The following is a 16,067-nucleotide window of genomic DNA, read 5'->3' as shown; positions in this document are numbered from 1 at the left end:
CGCCTAGGAAGGACTGCCACCGTGATCGACCCTGCGTCCGGGCCCCTGCAGGACCCCGCCGGCCTCTACTCCGCGGCCCTCGAGCTCAGCGGGGACGAGGGCATGCGCGGGCTGCCGCTCATCATGGGCTTCACCGGATTCGCCGACGCCGGCCACGCCGTGCGCCAGATCATCGACGAGCTGATCACCGTCCAGGGCGCCGGCGCGATCGCCGCGTTCGACGTCGACCAGCTGCTCGACTACCGCTCGCGCCGCCCCCGCATCCGCTTCGTCGAGGACCACCTCGAGGACTACGACGCACCGGCCCTCGCGCTCTACCGCCTGAACGACGGGCTCGGGCGCCCCTACCTCCTCCTCGCCGGCCCCGAGCCGGACCTGCAGTGGGAGCGGTTCGCGCGCGCCGTCGTCGGGCTCGTCGAGCGGCTCGAGGTGCGCCAGACCCTCTGGGTCCACGCGATCCCGATGCCCGTGCCCCACACCCGCCCGCTCGGCGTCACGGTGCACGGCAACCGGCCGGAGCTCGTCGAGGGCATCTCGCGCTGGAAGCCGGTCGTCGAGTTCCCCGGAGCGGTCGGGCACCTCGTGGAGATCCGCCTCATCGAGGCGGGGCACGATGTCACGGGATTCGTGGTCCATGTCCCGCACTACCTCGCCGAGGCCGAGTACCCCGCCGCCGCCGTCACGGGCCTCGAGCACCTCGGGGCCGCCGCCTCCCTCATGCTGCCCAGCGACCGGCTCCGCGAGGCGGCGCGGGAGGTCGAGCGGCAGGTGGCCGAGCAGGTCGCGGCCTCCGCGGAGATCCGCGAGCTGGTCGCCGGCCTCGAGGAACGCTTCGACGACCACACGGCCGACGTCCCCCGCCGCTCCCTCCTCGCGGGCCCGGCCGACGAGCTGCCCACCGCCGAGGACCTCGGCGCCGCGGTCGAGGCCTACCTCGCCGCCCACGGCGACGAGGACGCCGAGGGGCCAGGGGAGGCCCTGGGCGCCGGCGGCGCGGATGACGGCGGCACGGACGACGGCGGGGCGCCGCCCGCCGCCGGCAGCTCGCCGCACGCGCCCGGCGACGCGCCCCGCGGCGAGGGGAGCGAGGGCGAGGAGCCCCCGCACTAGGATCGTGGGGTGAACAGCTGGCGCGCCTACGTGGTCTGGGGAATCGGAGTCTTCGGCTACCTGGTGGCTGTGCTCCAGCGCACCTCGTTCGGGGTCGTCGGCCTCGAAGCCGCGGACCGGTTCCATGCCGGCGGCGCGGTGCTCTCCGCCTTCACGGTGCTCCAGCTCGTGGTCTACGCCTCGCTCCAGATCCCCGTCGGGCTGCTCGTGGACCGCTTCGGCAGCCGCATCATGGTCTCCGCCGGGGCGGTCTTCATGGCGCTCGGGCAGCTGCAGATCGCGGTGGCCGAGACGACCGTCACCGGGATCATCGGCCGCATGCTCGTGGGCATGGGCGATGCGATGACGTTCGTCTCCGTGCTCAGGCTCGTGCCGCTGTGGTTCGACGGGCGCCGCGCCCCCCTGATGAGCCAGCTCACGGGCGTGATCGGCCAGCTCGGCCAGCTCGTGAGCGTGATCCCGTTCCTCGCGCTCCTGCACGCCGCCGGCTGGTCCCGCGCCTTCATGACCCTGGCCGCCCTGTCCGTCGTGGTGATCGTGCTCGTGCTCGCCCTGCTGCGCAACGCGCCCGCCGGTGCGAGCACGGGGCACAGCGAGAGCCCGGAGGGCACGCGCGCCCTCCTCGCCGCCGCGTGGCGCCAGCCGGGGACCCGACTGGGGATGTGGAGCCACTTCACCGTCCAGTTCAGCGGCAACGTCTTCGCCCTCATGTGGGGCTTCCCCTTCATGGTCGCGGGCCAGGGGTTCGACCAGACCGTCGCCGCGGGGCTCATGTCCTTCTTCGTCGCCGTCGCGATCCTCGCCGGCCCGCCCATGGGCAGGTTCGTCGCCCGGCATCCGCTGCGCAGGTCGACGCTCGTGCTCGGCATCTCCACCCTCACGGCGGTGGCGTGGACCGCGGTGCTCGTGGTCCCGGGGCGCGCGCCGCTGTGGCTCATGGCCGTCCTCGTGGCCGTCCTCGCCCTCGGTGGCCCTGCGTCGATGATCGGATTCGACTTCGCCAGGACGTTCAATCCCTCGCACAGGCTCGGCACCGCGACCGGGATCGTGAACATCGGGGGCTTCGTCGCGGCGCTGCTGACGATGTTCCTCGTGGGCTATCTCCTCGACCTCGAGCACGCCCTCGGCCTCTCGCCGCAGGGCGTGTACAGCCTCGACGCCTTCCGCGGTGCGCTCGCGGTCCAGCTCCTCGTCCTGGCCGGAGGCGCCTTCGCCCTGGTCCGGGTACGCCGGAAGGTGCGCCGGGACCTCGCCGCCCAGAACGTGCGCGTCCCGCTCCTGAGGGAGGTCTGGGCCGACTACAGGGCCCGCAGGCGCCGCTGACTCCTCCTCCCCAGCGCCCGCATGGGCACGTTGTCCACATGGCGCAGGTCCGGGGTGCCGCCCGCAGCGGGGCCCCGAACAGACTGACTCCATGGACGACATCCAGCACCCCGTCGAGCAGCCCGCACCCCGCCGCCGGGAAGGAAGCCCGGGCGTCCCCGGCGCGCCGGCTCCGGAGGAGCCCATCACCATCCGCAGCGCCGAGGACATCCTTGCCTACGTCCCCCATGCCCTCGGCGAGTGGCCCCAGGAGAGCCTCGTTGCCGTCGGCCTCGCCGACGGGCGCCTCGGGCCGACGCTGCGCATCGACCTCCCGCCGCGTCCCAAGGGCGCAGCTGTCCGGCCGGCCACGCTGCGCCGCTTCGCGGACACCGTGGCGGACTACCTCACCCACGACGCGGGCGCCGGCGCCGTCGTCGCCGTGTACACGCGTGCGGCCTGGACCGCTCCCCAGACGCCGCCGCACCGCGACGTCCTCGATGCCGTAGCGGCTCGGCTGGCCGAGGAGGGCGTGCCCGTGCTCGAGGCGTGGATCGTCGGTCCCGAGCACTGGCGCACGGTCACCTGCCCGGACACGGCCTGCTGTCCCTGGCCGGGCGAGAGCACCGCAGCCCTCAGGACCGGCAGGATCGGGGCCGAGATGGTCTACCGGGGCAGCTCCTACGGCCCCGCCGGCCAGCCCGAGGCGGCGCGCCCCGAACCGCCGCCGGCCGCCGTGGCCGCCGCGCTCGAGGCCTATGTGGAGGACCCCGGCCGGTGGTGGGACCCGCTCGTGTTCACCGCCGCCCTCGCGGCGTGGGACGAGGTCCTGTCCGAGTCCCGCGTCCCCGCCCCTGCACGGGTGCGGCTCCTCGCGGCCACGCTCATGCGGCCGGCCCTGAGGGACGCCGTCCTCGTGGCCTCCGCCGCTGATGCGGGCACCGCCTGGCGCGGCACCGCCGCCACCCGGGAACTGAGGTCCGGACAGGCGCACGCGGCACCGCCGGCGCTGCCCGGCGGAGTCCCGGCCGCCGAGGCTGCCGCGGCGCTGGACTCGTGGTCCGAGGGCGTGCGCGCGGGGGAGCGCGGCGCCGTGGACGGTGCCGGCCGCGCCGCCGGGGCGGAGGCTCCCGGTGGGACCCCGGCGGGAGCCTCGGCGGAGTTCGGGCTGATCCTCATGGGCAGCACGGGCGCGGCCCCCGCCTGGACGCGGATCGCCCGGCTCGAGCGTATCGCGCTCGGCGTGGCCCAGATGGAGGAGCCGGAGCTCCGCGCGCCCGCGCTCGCCGTGCTCGCCTGGGTGCAGTGGGCGAGGGGCCGCGGCGGCCGTTGCCTCGCGTTCCTCGAGAGGGCCCTCTCCACCGACCCTGGCTACCGGCTCGCGCTCCTGCTTCGCGGCCTCGTCGAGCAGGGCGAACTCGCCGGGTGGGCGCGCAGCCGCGACACCGCCTGGCGCCGCGAGGCAGCGTAGCCGCCGTCCGCTGCCACGCCGCGGTTCCCGAACTCCGGCTGCAGGCTTCTGCCCGACGTGTGACGTTCGGCCGTGTCGGCGGCGGGGCCTCTTCGTGAGAGAATGGACGCCAGACCCGGTTGGGTCCGAGCTCCGGAGCATTGTTTTCATCCCGCCGATGTGGGAACGAATGCAGTGGCGGAAGGGTTGTAATCACCAGACCCTTCGGTTCGGAGAGACAGCCTCGGCTGTTGTTCGGACTTGACAGGGTCATAGTGGTGTTGCCCTCCAGGCAATCACTGGCACTGCGGCAGGAAGGTAATCGTGACGCCCCCCACGGAGAATGAGACCGTCGAGACGGCCATCGCGGAGAACGGCTCGGCCAAGAGCGCCCCCGCGCGCCCGGCCAAGCGGTCTTCGGCCAAGGCCGCCGCGTCCAAGGCGAAGGCACCCGCCCGGAAGACGGCGGCCGCGCCGGCCGCCAAGGGCAAGGCCAGCGCCAAGGCAGCCGACGCCAAGGCCCCCGAGGCCGTCGCCGAGGACGAGGCAGTCGAGGAAGACCTCGATTCCGCCGCTCCCGACGAAGGCGAGATCGCTGCTGAGAGCGAGGCCGCCGAGGCGGACGAGAAGACGACCGGCACCGCCATCGTCATCTCGGACGCCGACGAGGACGATGCCCCGGTCCAGCAGGTCACGAGCGCCGGCGCCACCGCCGACCCCGTGAAGGACTACCTCAAGCAGATCGGCAAGGTCGCGCTCCTCAACGCCGAGCAGGAGGTCGACCTGGCCCTGCGCATCGAGGCAGGCCTGTTCGCCAAGCACAAGCTGGCCGAAGAGGGCGCCGACTACGACGCCCAGTACCGCCACGACCTCGAGCGGATCGTCCACGACGGGGAGCGGGCAAAGAACCACCTGCTCGAGGCCAACCTCCGCCTCGTCGTGTCCCTCGCCAAGCGCTACACAGGCCGCGGCATGCTCTTCCTCGACCTGATCCAGGAAGGCAACCTGGGCCTCATCCGCGCTGTCGAGAAGTTCGACTACACCAAGGGCTTCAAGTTCTCGACCTATGCCACGTGGTGGATCCGCCAGGCCATCACCCGCGCCATGGCCGACCAGGCGCGCACCATCCGCATCCCGGTGCACATGGTCGAGGTCATCAACAAGCTCGCCCGGGTCCAGCGCCAGATGCTCCAGGACCTTGGCCGGGAGCCCACTCCGGAAGAGCTCGCGAAGGAGCTCGACATGACCCCGGAGAAGGTCGTCGAGGTCCAGAAGTACGGCCGCGAGCCCATCTCCCTCCACACCCCGCTGGGCGAGGACGGCGACTCGGAGTTCGGCGACCTCATCGAGGACTCGGAGGCGGTGGTCCCCGCCGATGCGGTCAGCTTCACCCTGCTCCAGGAGCAGCTGCACTCCGTGCTCGACACGCTCTCCGAGCGGGAGGCCGGCGTCGTCGCCATGCGCTTCGGCCTCACCGACGGCCAGCCCAAGACGCTCGATGAGATCGGCAAGGTCTACGGGGTCACGCGCGAGCGGATCCGGCAGATCGAGTCGAAGACGATGTCGAAGCTGCGGCACCCGTCCCGCTCGCAGGTGCTGCGCGACTACCTCGACTGAGGCGCCGTGGGCGGCCCGGGGGACCGGGACCGCCCACGGCAGACGCAGGAGGGCCCGGACACCGATCGGTGTCCGGGCCCTCCTGCGTCTGCCGCCCTGCGGCGTCCCGCCGCGCGGCGGGACGCTCAGTCTTCGGCCAGCGCGGCCTTGTCCGTCAGACGGTTGCTCTCGTCGTGCCACACCGAGGCTAGCGGGCGCAGCGTCGGCTCCACGGCGCGCGCGTGGTGGGCGCAGAAGAGCAGCTCGCCGCCCGAGGTCTCGAGGACCACTCGCACATAGGCCTGGGCGCCGCAGCGGTCGCAGCGGTCGATGGCAGTCAGGGTGGGATCCGCAAGTGCTGCAGTCATCTCAGCCTCCTTAGCATTCACCGGGTGGTCTTACGCGGTCACTACATCTAACACCGCCCTCGCGGCGGATGATGCCAAGAATGTGCAACTTTCGCTCGGGGCGTATTGCGGTTCGGCAACGCCCCGGGGGCCCCGGGTACCCGTTCGGCCACGCGCGGAGCGTCCCGACCGGGCCATTGCGCCCGGACCGCTAATCTTGACCCTGTGCCGTGCCTTCCCGCGCGGCGCCCCGGCGCCGTCCGGCACCATCCCCTGCGGCCCTACCGCCTTCCAGCACCACCGAAGGAGTCCCGCGCGCGTGACACCGAGTTCTGAATACACCGCCCGGCACCTGTCCGTCCTCGAGGGACTCGAGGCCGTGCGCAAGAGGCCGGGCATGTACATCGGCTCCACTGACTCCCGCGGCCTCATGCACTGCCTCTGGGAGATCATCGACAATTCGGTCGACGAGGCCCTCGCCGGATTCGGACACGAGATCGCCGTCATCCTGCACGCGGACGGCTCGGTCGAGGTCCACGACGACGGCCGAGGCATCCCCGTGGACGTCGAGCCGAAGACCGGGCTGTCCGGCGTCGAGGTCGTCTTCACGAAGCTGCACGCCGGCGGCAAGTTCGGCGGGGGCTCGTACACCGCGTCCGGCGGCCTGCACGGGGTGGGCGCCTCGGTGGTGAACGCCCTCTCGTCCCGCCTGGACGTGCAGGTCGACCGCGGCGGCAAGACGTACCAGATGTCCTTCCGGCGGGGGGAGCCCGGGCGCTTCCGGGACAGCGGGAAGCCGGGCCCGCAGGCGCCCTTCGAACCGTTCGTCGACGACTCGGTGCTCGACATCGTGGGCAAGGCCAAGCGCGGCGTCACGGGCACGCGGATCCGCTACTGGGCCGACTCCCAGATCTTCACCCCGGACGCCCGGTTCTCCTACGACGACCTGGCCAACCGCGCGCGCCAGACGTCCTTCCTCGTGCCGGGGCTGCGCATCACGGTCCGCGACGAACGCCGGCTGGCCGGGACCCCTGGCGCGGACGGGCCGCACGAGGAGGTCTTCCACCACGACGGGGGCATCTCCGAGTTCGTCGACTACCTGGCGATCGACGCCCCCGTCACGGACGTCTGGAGGCTCCACGGGGCGGGCAGCTTCTCGGAGACCGTCCCCGTCCTCGACGAGCACGGACACTCGCGGATCGCCGAGGTGGAGCGTTCGTGCGAGGTGGATGTGGCCCTGCGCTGGGGGGTCGGCTACGACACCACGCTGCGGACGTTCGTCAACATCATCGCCACCCCCAAGGGCGGGACCCACCAGGCCGGGTTCGAGGCGGCGCTGCTGAAGGTGCTCCGCAAGGCCGTCGAGACGAACGCCCGCAAGCTCAAGGCCGGCAACGACAAGCTCGAGAAGGACGACGTCCTGGCGGGCATGACGGCCGTGCTCACGGTGCGTCTGGCCGAGCCCCAGTTCGAAGGCCAGACGAAGGAGATCCTCGGGACCCCGGCGGTCCGCCAGATCGTCTCCAAGGTCGTCGAGAAGGAGCTCGGCGCCAAGCTGTCCTCGACGGCCCGGGGCGACAAGAACCAGAGCTCGGTGCTCCTGGAGAAGGTCGTCAACGAGATGAAGTCGCGCATCACCGCGCGCGTCCACAAGGAGACCCAGCGGCGCAAGACGGCGCTCGAGTCCTCGACGCTGCCCGCCAAGCTGATCGACTGCCGGACCGACGACACCGCCCGGTCCGAGCTGTTCATCGTCGAGGGCGACTCCGCGCTCGGCACCGCCCGGCACGCCCGCTCCTCGGAGTTCCAGGCGCTGCTGCCGATCCGCGGCAAGATCCTCAACGTGCAGAAGGCCTCAGTGGGGGACATGCTCTCGAATGCCGAGTGCGCCGCGCTCATCCAGGTCATGGGCGCGGGCTCGGGCCGGAGCTTCGACATCGCCGCGGCCCGCTACGGCCGGGTGATCCTCATGACGGACGCCGACGTCGACGGGGCCCACATCCGCACCCTGCTGCTGACGCTGTTCTTCCGGTACATGCGGCCCATGGTCGAGGCCGGCCGCGTGTTCGCCGCGGTCCCGCCGCTGCACCGGGTCGAGGTGGTGAACCCGGGCTCGAAGGCCAACGAGATGGTCTACACGTACTCGGACGCCGAGCTGCACCGCGTCCTGGCCCGCCTCAACGCCGAGGGCCGCAAGTACAAGGAGCCCCCGCAGCGCTACAAGGGCCTCGGCGAGATGGACGCAGACCAGCTCGCGGAGACCACCATGGACCCCCGCCACCGCAGCCTTCGGCGCGTCACGATCGAGAGCGCCCAGCGGGCCGAGGAGATCTTCGAGCTGCTCATGGGCTCCGAGGTGGCCCCCCGCAAGGACTTCATCGTCGCCGGGAGCGCGCAGCTCGACCGCGAGCAGATCGACGCCTGAGCCGCCCGCCGCCGTCGCGCCCGAACCGGGCCGGCGGCCCCGGAACGGGCGGGCCGGAACGCGCGGCCTAGAACAGGCCGGGGACGATCAGCAGGACCGTCGGGACTGCGATCAGGAGCAGGCTGGCTGCGAGCACGAGGGCGGTGGCCGCACGGCCCAGCGGCGGCCGCGGGGTGAGCAGGCGGCTGAGGCGGCCGGCGATGTCTACCCCGTCCGTGTCGAACGCGCCCGACGCCGCGGACGGTGCCGGGACGGAGCCCGGGATTGCTGCGGGCGGGGTGCCGGGGGCGGGTTCGCCGCCGACGGCCACGAGGGCGATCGCACGGACGAGGACGTCGTCGCGGGCGGTGCGCCGCGCGACGTCGTCCGCCAGCATTTCCACGAGCGAGTTGACCGCCTGCCGGGCGAGCCGGCTCGTGGGCAGCCAGGGCAGCGCGGCGCGCCAGGCCTCGAAGGCCCACAGGAGGAGGTGGTGGCGCTGGGTGAGGTGCGCCCGTTCGTGGCTCACGACGGCGTCGAGTTCCTCGGGCGCGAGCGTCTCCATCAGGCCGTCCGAGAGCACGGTCACGGAGCGCGACCCGCCCGGGAGGCAGTAGGCGACAGGCGCCGGGTGGCTGATGACCCAGGTGCGCTCGAGGGCGCCGGACGGCGAGCTCAGGAGCGCCAGCAGCTCGCGGTGGCGGCGCCGCTGGCTCACGATCCTGGCGTAGGTGAGCAGCAGGGTGAAGACGAGGTGCACGCTGAGCAGTGCCGCGGCGCTGAGGGCGAACAGGTGCCAGAAGTGCAGCTCGTTGGGCGCCTCGTTGCCGAGCACGACCTTCAGGGCCCGCCGCACCGCGGCGACGAGGCTGTCGCCGAGGGGGGAGAGGCCGTAGACGAGCATGGCGCCGATCATCGACAGCCCGCCGGCGAGCGCGATCGACTGCCACAGCATCATCGCGGCGAAGGGGGAGCGCGCAGGCCACTGGGCGCGCGAGAGCGCCACCGGCACGGGCCACGCGAGCAGCAGTGCCAGCAGCGCCAGGAGGTAAGCGGTCACGAGCACGCGCGCGCCCCGGCGGCGTGGATCAGCCGCTGGCCAGGAGCTTGCGCAGCGTGGCGGCCTCGGCTTCGGACACCGAGCCGATGAACCGCGCGAGCACGGCCTCGCGGTCCGTCGCGGTACCGAGGGCCTCGTGCATGAGGCGGGCGGTGTGGTCCTCGCGGGTCGAGACCGCGCGGTAGCGGTGCGGACGGGTCCCGCGCTCGCGCTCCACGAGGCCCTTCTTCTCCAGTCGGGACAGCACCGTCAGGACGGTGGTGACGGCAAGGTCCTTGCCCTGGCCCTCGACCAGGGCCAGCCGGTCACGCAGGTCATTGGCGGTGGACGCCTCGGGGGCCGACCACAGCAGGTCCATCACCGAGCGCTCGAGCTCACCCAGGCTAGCCATCGTCTTCAAGTCCTCACGTGCATCAGGCACACCAACCTCTGGCGTGCTTCAACCATTCTACGCACGGTAGAACCCATCTGGTGAGATCCTGCACACGCGCGTTCGCTCAGAGCAGGACAGTGGTGCGCGTTCGCCCCGCCGGACGGTGTGTTCTACACTCTGTAGAAGTCGAGTTTCTACAAAACGTAGAAGTCGGGACGAGCAACCGGGAGCATGCGTGGACGCTTTGGAGATAGCGCGCTGGCAGTTCGGAATCACCACGGTCTACCACTTCATGATGGTGCCGCTGACGATCGGCCTCGGACTGGTCGTCGCCGTGCTGCAGACCGTCTGGTACCGCACGGGCAAGGCCGAGTTCCTGCGGATGACCAAGTTCTGGGGCAAGCTCTTCCTGATCAACTTCATCATGGGCGTGGCCACGGGCATCGTCCAGGAGTTCCAGTTCGGGATGGCGTGGAGCGAGTACAGCCGTTTCGTGGGAGACGTGTTCGGCGCTCCGCTGGCCATGGAGGCGCTGCTCGCCTTCTTCGTCGAGTCCACCTTCCTCGGGCTGTGGATCTTCGGCTGGAAGCAGCTGCGCCCCGGCCTGCACCTCGCGGCGCTCTGGTGCGCCGTCATCGGCTCCGCAGTCTCGGCCTACTTCATCATCGTGGCCAACAGCTGGATGCAGCACCCCGTCGGCGTGAAGGTGGTGGACGGGCACCCCGTCATGACGGACGCGTGGGCCGTCTTCACCAACAACACGGCGCTCGTCGCCGTGCCGCACACCCTCATGGGCGCCCTCGGCGTGGCCGGCGCCTTCCTCCTCGGCATCTCCTGGTACCACCTGTGGCAGCGGCGCCACGACGGCATCGACACGGTCGAGGTCATCCAGGGCACCGGCCGCCGGCGCCGCGAGCGCGTGGTGGTCGGCGAGGCGCCGGGCGTCCCCGGACGCGACCGCACCGACCACGCGGTCTGGCTCAAGTCCCTGCGGATCGGCGCGGTGGTCGCCATGATCTCCTTCGCCGGCACCGCCGTCACCGGAGACCTCCAGGGCAAGCTCATGTTCGAGCAGCAGCCCATGAAGATGGCGGCCGCCGAGGCCGCATGCCACGACGGCACCGGCTTCTCCGTCCTGTCGGTGGGCAACGTGGGCTCGCCCGACTGCAGCGACGTCGCGGCCGTCATCGAGGTCCCCGGTCTGCTCTCCTTCCTGGCCAAGGGAGACTTCACCACCGAGGTCAAGGGCGTGAACACCCTCATCCCCGAGTACGAGAAGGCCTACGGGACCAACCTGCCGGACAACCCGCTGTACGGGGACCGCGCCGGGGAAGCCATCCAGTACGTCCCCGTCATGGAGGTCACCTACTGGGGCTTCCGGGCCATGATCGGCTTCGGCGCCCTCGCCGCCCTCGCGGCGCTCGCGGCGCTCATCGCCACCCGCAAGGGCACCGTCCCGCAGGCGCGCTGGCTCATGCGCCTCGCCGTCGTCGGCATCCTCGCCCCGTTCGGCGCCAACGCCGCCGGGTGGATCTTCACGGAGATGGGACGCCAGCCGTTCGTCGTCGCCCCCAACCCCTCGATGGCGGGCAGCGTCGACCAGGTCTTCATGTTCACCGCCGCGGCCGTCTCGCCCGGGGTGAGCGCCGGCGAGATCCTCACCTCGCTCATCGTCCTGACCCTGCTCTACGCCGCGCTCATGGTCGTCGAGGTCCGGCTGCTGTGGGCCTACACCCGCGGCGGTGTCGCCTCGGCCATGCCGGAGCTCGCCCACGCGGCACCCGCCGAGCCGCCGGCAGACGACGACGGCGGCCCGGCCGCCGGGGGCGACGCCAAGCCCGCGGACGACGTCCTGGCCTTCGCCTACTAGGAGCATCACCATGGATACCCTCCCCACCGTCTGGTTCTGCGCGGTCGCCGTCCTGTGGGTCGGCTACCTCTTCCTCGAGGGCTTCGACCTCGGCGTCGGCATGCACATGAAGCTCTTCGCCCGCGGCGAGGGCGAGCGCCGCGTGCTGCTGAACACGATCGGCCCCGTCTGGGACGGCAACGAGGTATGGCTGCTGACCGCCGGCGGCGCGACGTTCGCCGCGTTCCCGCGCTGGTACGCCTCCCTCTTCTCCGCGCTCTACCTCCCGCTCACGCTCGCCCTCGTGGCGCTCATCTTCCGGGCCGTCTCCATCGAGTACCGGGGGAAGGTCCACTCCGACCGCTGGCGCGCCGCCTGGGACTGGGCGCTGGCCCTCGGCTCCGCCGTCGCGGCGTTCTGCGTCGGGGCGATGCTCGCCCTGACGACCACGGGGCTGCCGCTGGACGCCAACGGCGACCGGGTCGGCGGCCCGTTCGCCTGGCTGACCTGGTACGCCGTACTCGGCGGAGTGGCGGTGGTGGCGTTCGCCCTCGTCCACGGGCTGGCCTTCATCGCCCTCAAGACCGACGGCGGCATCCGCTCCCGCGCCCACGGTGCCTTCGTCCGCTGGCTCCCGCTCGCGATCCTCCCGCTCGTGGCGTGGGTCGTCGCGGTCCAGCTGCGGACGGGCGCCTGGTGGAGCTGGCTCCTCACGCTCGCCGCCGCCGCGGCCGCGCTCGCGGCCTGGACGCTGGCCCGCCGCGGCTCCGAGGGCCGGGCCTTCATCGGCCTCGCCCTGACGCTCGCCGCGGGTGCCGCCGCCATCTTCTCCGCCGTCTACCCCGTAGTGCTGCCTTCGACGCTCGACCCGGCCAACAGCCTGACGGTGTCCAGCGCGTCGTCGTCCGACTACACGCTCGGGCTCATGAGCGTCGTCGCGCTCATCGGTCTCCCGCTCGTCCTCGCCTACCAGACCTGGACGTACTGGGTCTTCCGCCGCCGCCTGAGCGTGGACAGCATCCCCACCGCGCATTCCGTGGTGCCCGCGATCGTGGTCCGCCTGGTCGGCGGCAAGCAGGCCTAGGGAAGGGGCGCCAGCATGAGGCCGGACATCCCGCTGGGACCGACCAGCCGCCGCGCGCTCGTCCTCCTGGGCGTGCTCGCCGCGGCGAAGGCCGTGGGCCTTGCCCTTCTCGCCCAGGGGGTCGCCTCCGGCCTCGCGGCGCTCGCCGCCGGGGCCCCGCAGCCCGGGACGCTCTCCGCGTCCACGCTCGCCGCGGCCGCCGGCGTCCTGATCCGGGCCGCCGCGGAGTGGGGCACCTCGGCGGTGGGGCGCTGGGCGGCCGTGGGGGTCAAGGAGGAGCTGCGCTCGCAGCTGCTCGAAGCGGGCCTCGGAGGCGGCCCGGCCTCCGTCTCCCCGGGGGATCCCGCGGACGACGGCGCGGCCCGGGTCGCGTCCTCGCCCGCGGCGACCGCCGTGCTCGCCGGCCGGGGGCTCGACGGCCTCGACGCGCTCTACACGCAGTACCTCCCCGCCCTCGTCCAGACCGCGGTCCTGCCCCTCCTCGTCGGCGCCCGCATCCTCGGGGCAGACTGGGTCAGCGCGCTCATCCTCGTGCTCACCCTCCCGCTCGTTCCGGTGTTCATGGTCCTCATCGGACGCCACACGCTCGAGGCCGTTGCCGAGGCCCAGCAGTCCCTCCTGCGGCTCGGCGCGCACCTCGTCGAACTCGCCCAGGGGCTGCCCGTGCTCGTCGGCCTCGGCCGCGCCGCCGAGCAGCGACGCGCGCTGGGCGAGCTCTCCCGCGCCTACAGGTCCCGGACGATGGCCACCCTCAGGGTCGCCTTCCTCTCGGCCCTCGCGCTCGAGCTCATCTCGACCATCTCGGTGGCGGTCGTCGCCGTCTTCATCGGCATCCGCCTCGTCCACGGGGACATGACGCTCGAGGCGGGGCTCCTCGCGCTCATCCTCGCCCCCGAGTGCTTCCAGCCCCTGCGCGACCTGGGGACCGCCCACCACGCGAGCGAGGACGGGGCGGAGGCCCTGCGGCGCGCCCGCGCCCGCATCGGCGCCCCACGGGGCGCCGCGCTCCTGTCCACGGGGCGCCGCGACGGCGACGATGCGCCGGGGACACCCGAGGCGGCCGGCCCGTCCGAGGTCCGCGTCACCGCGCTCGCCGTGCAGTACGACGGCGCGGCCGGGGCCGTCGGACCGGTGGACTTCACCGCTCCGGCCGGTCGCGTGACCGTGCTCGCTGGGCCGAGCGGCTCGGGGAAGACCACCGTCCTGGCCGCCATCGCCGGCCTCGTCCGGGACGGCGCCGGGGCTGCGGTGCACGGCTCGGTGCACGGGCCCGACCCACGCCGGGTGGCCTGGGTGCCGCAGCACCCGCAGTTCACCGAGCGCACCGTGGCCGCGGAGCTCCTGCTCTATGCGGGGGCGGCGGGGGAGGACGCCGCGCCCGGGGAGCACGGCCCGCTCGTCGGGGAACTCCTCGCGCGGCTCGGCCTCGGGGGGCTCGGCGCCGCGGACCCGGCGGAGCTGAGCCCCGGCCAGCAGCGGCGCGTCGCCGTCGCCCGCGGGCTCGCCCGCGTCGCCGACGGGGCCGACCTTCTCCTGCTCGACGAGCCGACGGCGCACCTCGACGACGCGTCCGCGGCCCTCGTCGAGCGCGCCGTCTCCGCGCTCGCCGGACGGGTCACGGTCCTGCTCGTCTCGCACGAGCCCCGCACGGCGGCCCTCGCGGACCGCACCGTCGAGCTCGCCCCGTCGTCCTCCGCGGCCTCGGCCCGCTTCCGCGCCGAGGTGCCGGATGCGCCCGCCCGCCGCGTGCCCCCGGCCCCGGCGGCGGTCCGGCCCGGGGCCTGGCTGCGCACCCTGGCCTCGCTGCTGCGCCCTGACGCGGGCACCTACGCCCGGGCGGCGCTCGCCGGGCTGGGCGCGGCCGCCGCCGCCGTCGCCCTCTCCACCCTCTCCGGGTGGCTGATCGTGCGGGCAAGCGAGCAGCCGCCCATCCTCTACCTGCTCACCGCAATCACCGGCGTGCGGTTCTTCGGGATCGCCCGGGCCGTGCTGCGCTACCGCGAGCGGCTCGCGCTCCACTCGGCCGTCCTGTCGACGCTCACCGTGCTGCGCGAGCGGCTGTGGACCCTCCTGTCGGCACGGGGGCTCTCCGCGCGCAGGCTCCTCGTGCCCGGGGCAGCCCTGGAGGCGCTCGTCGGAGACGCCGAGGCGGTGCGCGACCAGCTGCCCCGCGTGCTGGCGCCGATCACCACGGCCGTCCTGGTCGCGGCCGGGGCACTGGCGGCCGTCGGGATCCTCCTGCCCGCCCAGACGCCCGTCCTGGCTGCCGCGGTGGCCGTCGCGCTGCTCGTTGCGCCCGCGGTCGCGAGGGCCGCCGACCGGCGGGCGGCCGCCCGGGTCCAGACCGGTCGGGCAGGCCTGCTCGCGCGGATGGGCCAGGCGCTCGCCGCCGGGGCAGACCTGAGGGCGAACGCCCGCGACGGGGCGGTGCTGCGGTCGATCCGCTCCGCGGACGCCGCGCTCACCCGCCTCGAGCGGCGGGGCGCGGCGGCGGAGGGGCTCGCGCGGGCGGTCGTCGTGGCCGCGACGGGTACCGCCGCCGCCCTGACCCTGGGGGCCGCGCAGGGCGCCGGCGCCCCCGCCGCCACCGCCGCGGCAGTCCTCCTGCTCCAGCTCGCCCTCGGAGAGCCGCTCGCTGCCGCCAGCACGGCGGTCCAGCAGCTCCCGGCCCTCCGTGCCGCCCTCGTCCGCGTTGCGGCCGAGGAGCGGGCCGTGCAGGACGCCGTCGAGCGACGTGCCGCATCCTCCGGGACCCCCGAGCCGGGCGCCCCTGCACGGGGCGCGGGCCTCGGCCTCCGCGGCGTCACCGCGGGCTGGGGCGGCGGCCCCGACGTCCTCACACACCTGGACCTCACGGCGCGGCCGGGGGACTGGGTCGTCGTCGCCGGGCCCTCGGGGAGCGGCAAGTCGACTCTGCTCGCACTGCTCACCGGGTTCCTCGCCCCGCGGGAGGGCACGGCCGAGGTCGCCGGTCCCGTCGCGTGGTGCCCGCAGGAGTCACACCTGTTCGACTCGACCGTACGCGGGAACCTCGCCGTCGCCCGCGACCGGGACCACGCGCCGTCGGACGCCGAGCTCGAAGCGGTCCTCGCCAAGGTCGGGCTCCTCGAGCACGTGCGCTCGCTCCCGGGGGGCCTCGACGCGCGGATCGGCAGCCGCGGGGCGTTCCTCTCCGGGGGACAGCGACAGCGTCTCGCAGTCGCGCGGACGCTCCTCGCCGGCGCGGAGGTGGTGCTCCTCGACGAGCCGACCGCGCACCTGGACCCCGAATCCGGCCTCGCGCTCGTGGCCGCCCTGCACGAGGCGCTCGTGGACAGGACCGTCGTCATGGTCACCCACCACGCCACGGAGCTGATGCCCGGGGACGTCCTCGTGCGGCTCGCCGCCCCGCAGGCCGCGGTGCGCGCCGCCGTGCCGGTGGGCTGATCCCGCCGGTGGGCTGGTTCGGCGTGTTTGCGCTGATCCGGCGCACGCGGGCTGGACCGGCGGGTG

General features: G+C 73.4%; 11 protein-coding genes. 8 read left to right on the top strand and 3 right to left on the bottom strand.

The window, feature by feature from the left end:
- Positions 1-21 precede the first annotated feature (21 nt).
- The 4 genes from J2W20_RS09590 (at position 22) to J2W20_RS09575 (ending at position 5,479) form a co-directional block, all read left to right on the top strand.
- Complete coding sequence (locus J2W20_RS09590; RefSeq protein WP_373457994.1) at positions 22-1,110, top strand: proteasome assembly chaperone family protein; 1,089 nt, start codon at positions 22-24, stop codon at positions 1,108-1,110.
- A 9-nt stretch (positions 1,111-1,119) separates the two neighbouring features.
- On the top strand, positions 1,120-2,433 hold the full coding sequence (locus tag J2W20_RS09585) for an MFS transporter (protein WP_307006312.1): 1,314 nt from the start codon (positions 1,120-1,122) through the stop codon (positions 2,431-2,433).
- A gap of 91 nt (positions 2,434-2,524) precedes the next feature.
- Positions 2,525-3,883, top strand: a complete 1,359-nt coding sequence (locus J2W20_RS09580; protein WP_307006311.1) for a DUF4192 family protein — start codon at positions 2,525-2,527, stop codon at positions 3,881-3,883.
- 342 nt (positions 3,884-4,225) lie between these two features.
- The gene (locus J2W20_RS09575) at positions 4,226-5,479 is read left to right on the top strand and encodes an RNA polymerase sigma factor (protein ID WP_373457997.1); all 1,254 of its coding nucleotides are present in this window, start codon (positions 4,226-4,228) and stop codon (positions 5,477-5,479) included.
- 125 nt (positions 5,480-5,604) lie between these two features.
- On the opposite strand, the gene J2W20_RS09570 is transcribed toward J2W20_RS09575, so the two are convergent.
- Positions 5,605-5,826, bottom strand: a complete 222-nt coding sequence (locus tag J2W20_RS09570; protein ID WP_307006309.1) for a DUF7455 domain-containing protein — start codon at positions 5,824-5,826, stop codon at positions 5,605-5,607.
- 298 nt (positions 5,827-6,124) lie between these two features.
- Between J2W20_RS09570 and J2W20_RS09565 the strand changes: the two genes are divergently transcribed.
- A complete protein-coding gene (locus J2W20_RS09565; RefSeq protein WP_307006308.1) occupies positions 6,125-8,230 on the top strand; it encodes a DNA gyrase/topoisomerase IV subunit B in 2,106 nt (701 codons plus the stop codon).
- Between the two features lie 67 nt (positions 8,231-8,297).
- Here the strand turns inward: J2W20_RS09565 and J2W20_RS09560 are convergent, their stop codons facing one another.
- Both J2W20_RS09560 and J2W20_RS09555 read right to left on the bottom strand, forming a co-directional pair.
- A complete protein-coding gene (locus J2W20_RS09560) occupies positions 8,298-9,275 on the bottom strand; it encodes a M56 family metallopeptidase (protein WP_307006307.1) in 978 nt (325 codons plus the stop codon).
- A 22-nt stretch (positions 9,276-9,297) separates the two neighbouring features.
- The gene (locus tag J2W20_RS09555) at positions 9,298-9,660 is read right to left on the bottom strand and encodes a BlaI/MecI/CopY family transcriptional regulator (RefSeq protein WP_307006306.1); all 363 of its coding nucleotides are present in this window, start codon (positions 9,658-9,660) and stop codon (positions 9,298-9,300) included.
- Between the two features lie 217 nt (positions 9,661-9,877).
- Here J2W20_RS09555 and J2W20_RS09550 point away from each other — a divergent pair, with 217 nt between their 5' ends.
- The 3 genes from J2W20_RS09550 to cydD are packed head-to-tail and all read left to right on the top strand — an operon-like array spanning position 9,878 to position 16,001.
- Complete coding sequence (locus J2W20_RS09550; protein ID WP_307006305.1) at positions 9,878-11,512, top strand: cytochrome ubiquinol oxidase subunit I; 1,635 nt, start codon at positions 9,878-9,880, stop codon at positions 11,510-11,512.
- Between the two features lie 10 nt (positions 11,513-11,522).
- On the top strand, positions 11,523-12,575 hold the full coding sequence (gene cydB / locus J2W20_RS09545; RefSeq protein ID WP_307006304.1) for a cytochrome d ubiquinol oxidase subunit II: 1,053 nt from the start codon (positions 11,523-11,525) through the stop codon (positions 12,573-12,575).
- A gap of 15 nt (positions 12,576-12,590) precedes the next feature.
- Positions 12,591-16,001 (top strand): thiol reductant ABC exporter subunit CydD, encoded by a 3,411-nt coding sequence (gene cydD / locus J2W20_RS09540; protein WP_307006302.1) that lies wholly within the window; start codon positions 12,591-12,593, stop codon positions 15,999-16,001.
- Positions 16,002-16,067 lie beyond the last annotated feature (66 nt).

Origin of the sequence: Sinomonas atrocyanea, assembly GCF_030812675.1 — a bacterium.
Lineage (GTDB): Bacteria > Actinomycetota > Actinomycetes > Actinomycetales > Micrococcaceae > Sinomonas > Sinomonas atrocyanea_B.
The sequence above is the reverse complement of the archived record's forward strand: the minus strand, read 5'-3'. Positions and strand labels throughout refer to the sequence as shown.

Excerpts from the sequence above, each read along its gene's own strand:
- J2W20_RS09580 (WP_307006311.1), top strand. The coding sequence starts at position 2,525 with ATGGACGACATCCAGCACCCCGTCGAGCAGCCCGCACCCCGCCGCCGG.
- J2W20_RS09570 (WP_307006309.1), bottom strand. The coding sequence starts at position 5,826 with ATGACTGCAGCACTTGCGGATCCCACCCTGACTGCCATCGACCGCTGC.
- cydB (WP_307006304.1), top strand. The coding sequence starts at position 11,523 with ATGGATACCCTCCCCACCGTCTGGTTCTGCGCGGTCGCCGTCCTGTGG.
- J2W20_RS09555 (WP_307006306.1), bottom strand. The coding sequence starts at position 9,660 with ATGGCTAGCCTGGGTGAGCTCGAGCGCTCGGTGATGGACCTGCTGTGG.
- cydD (WP_307006302.1), top strand. The coding sequence starts at position 12,591 with ATGAGGCCGGACATCCCGCTGGGACCGACCAGCCGCCGCGCGCTCGTC.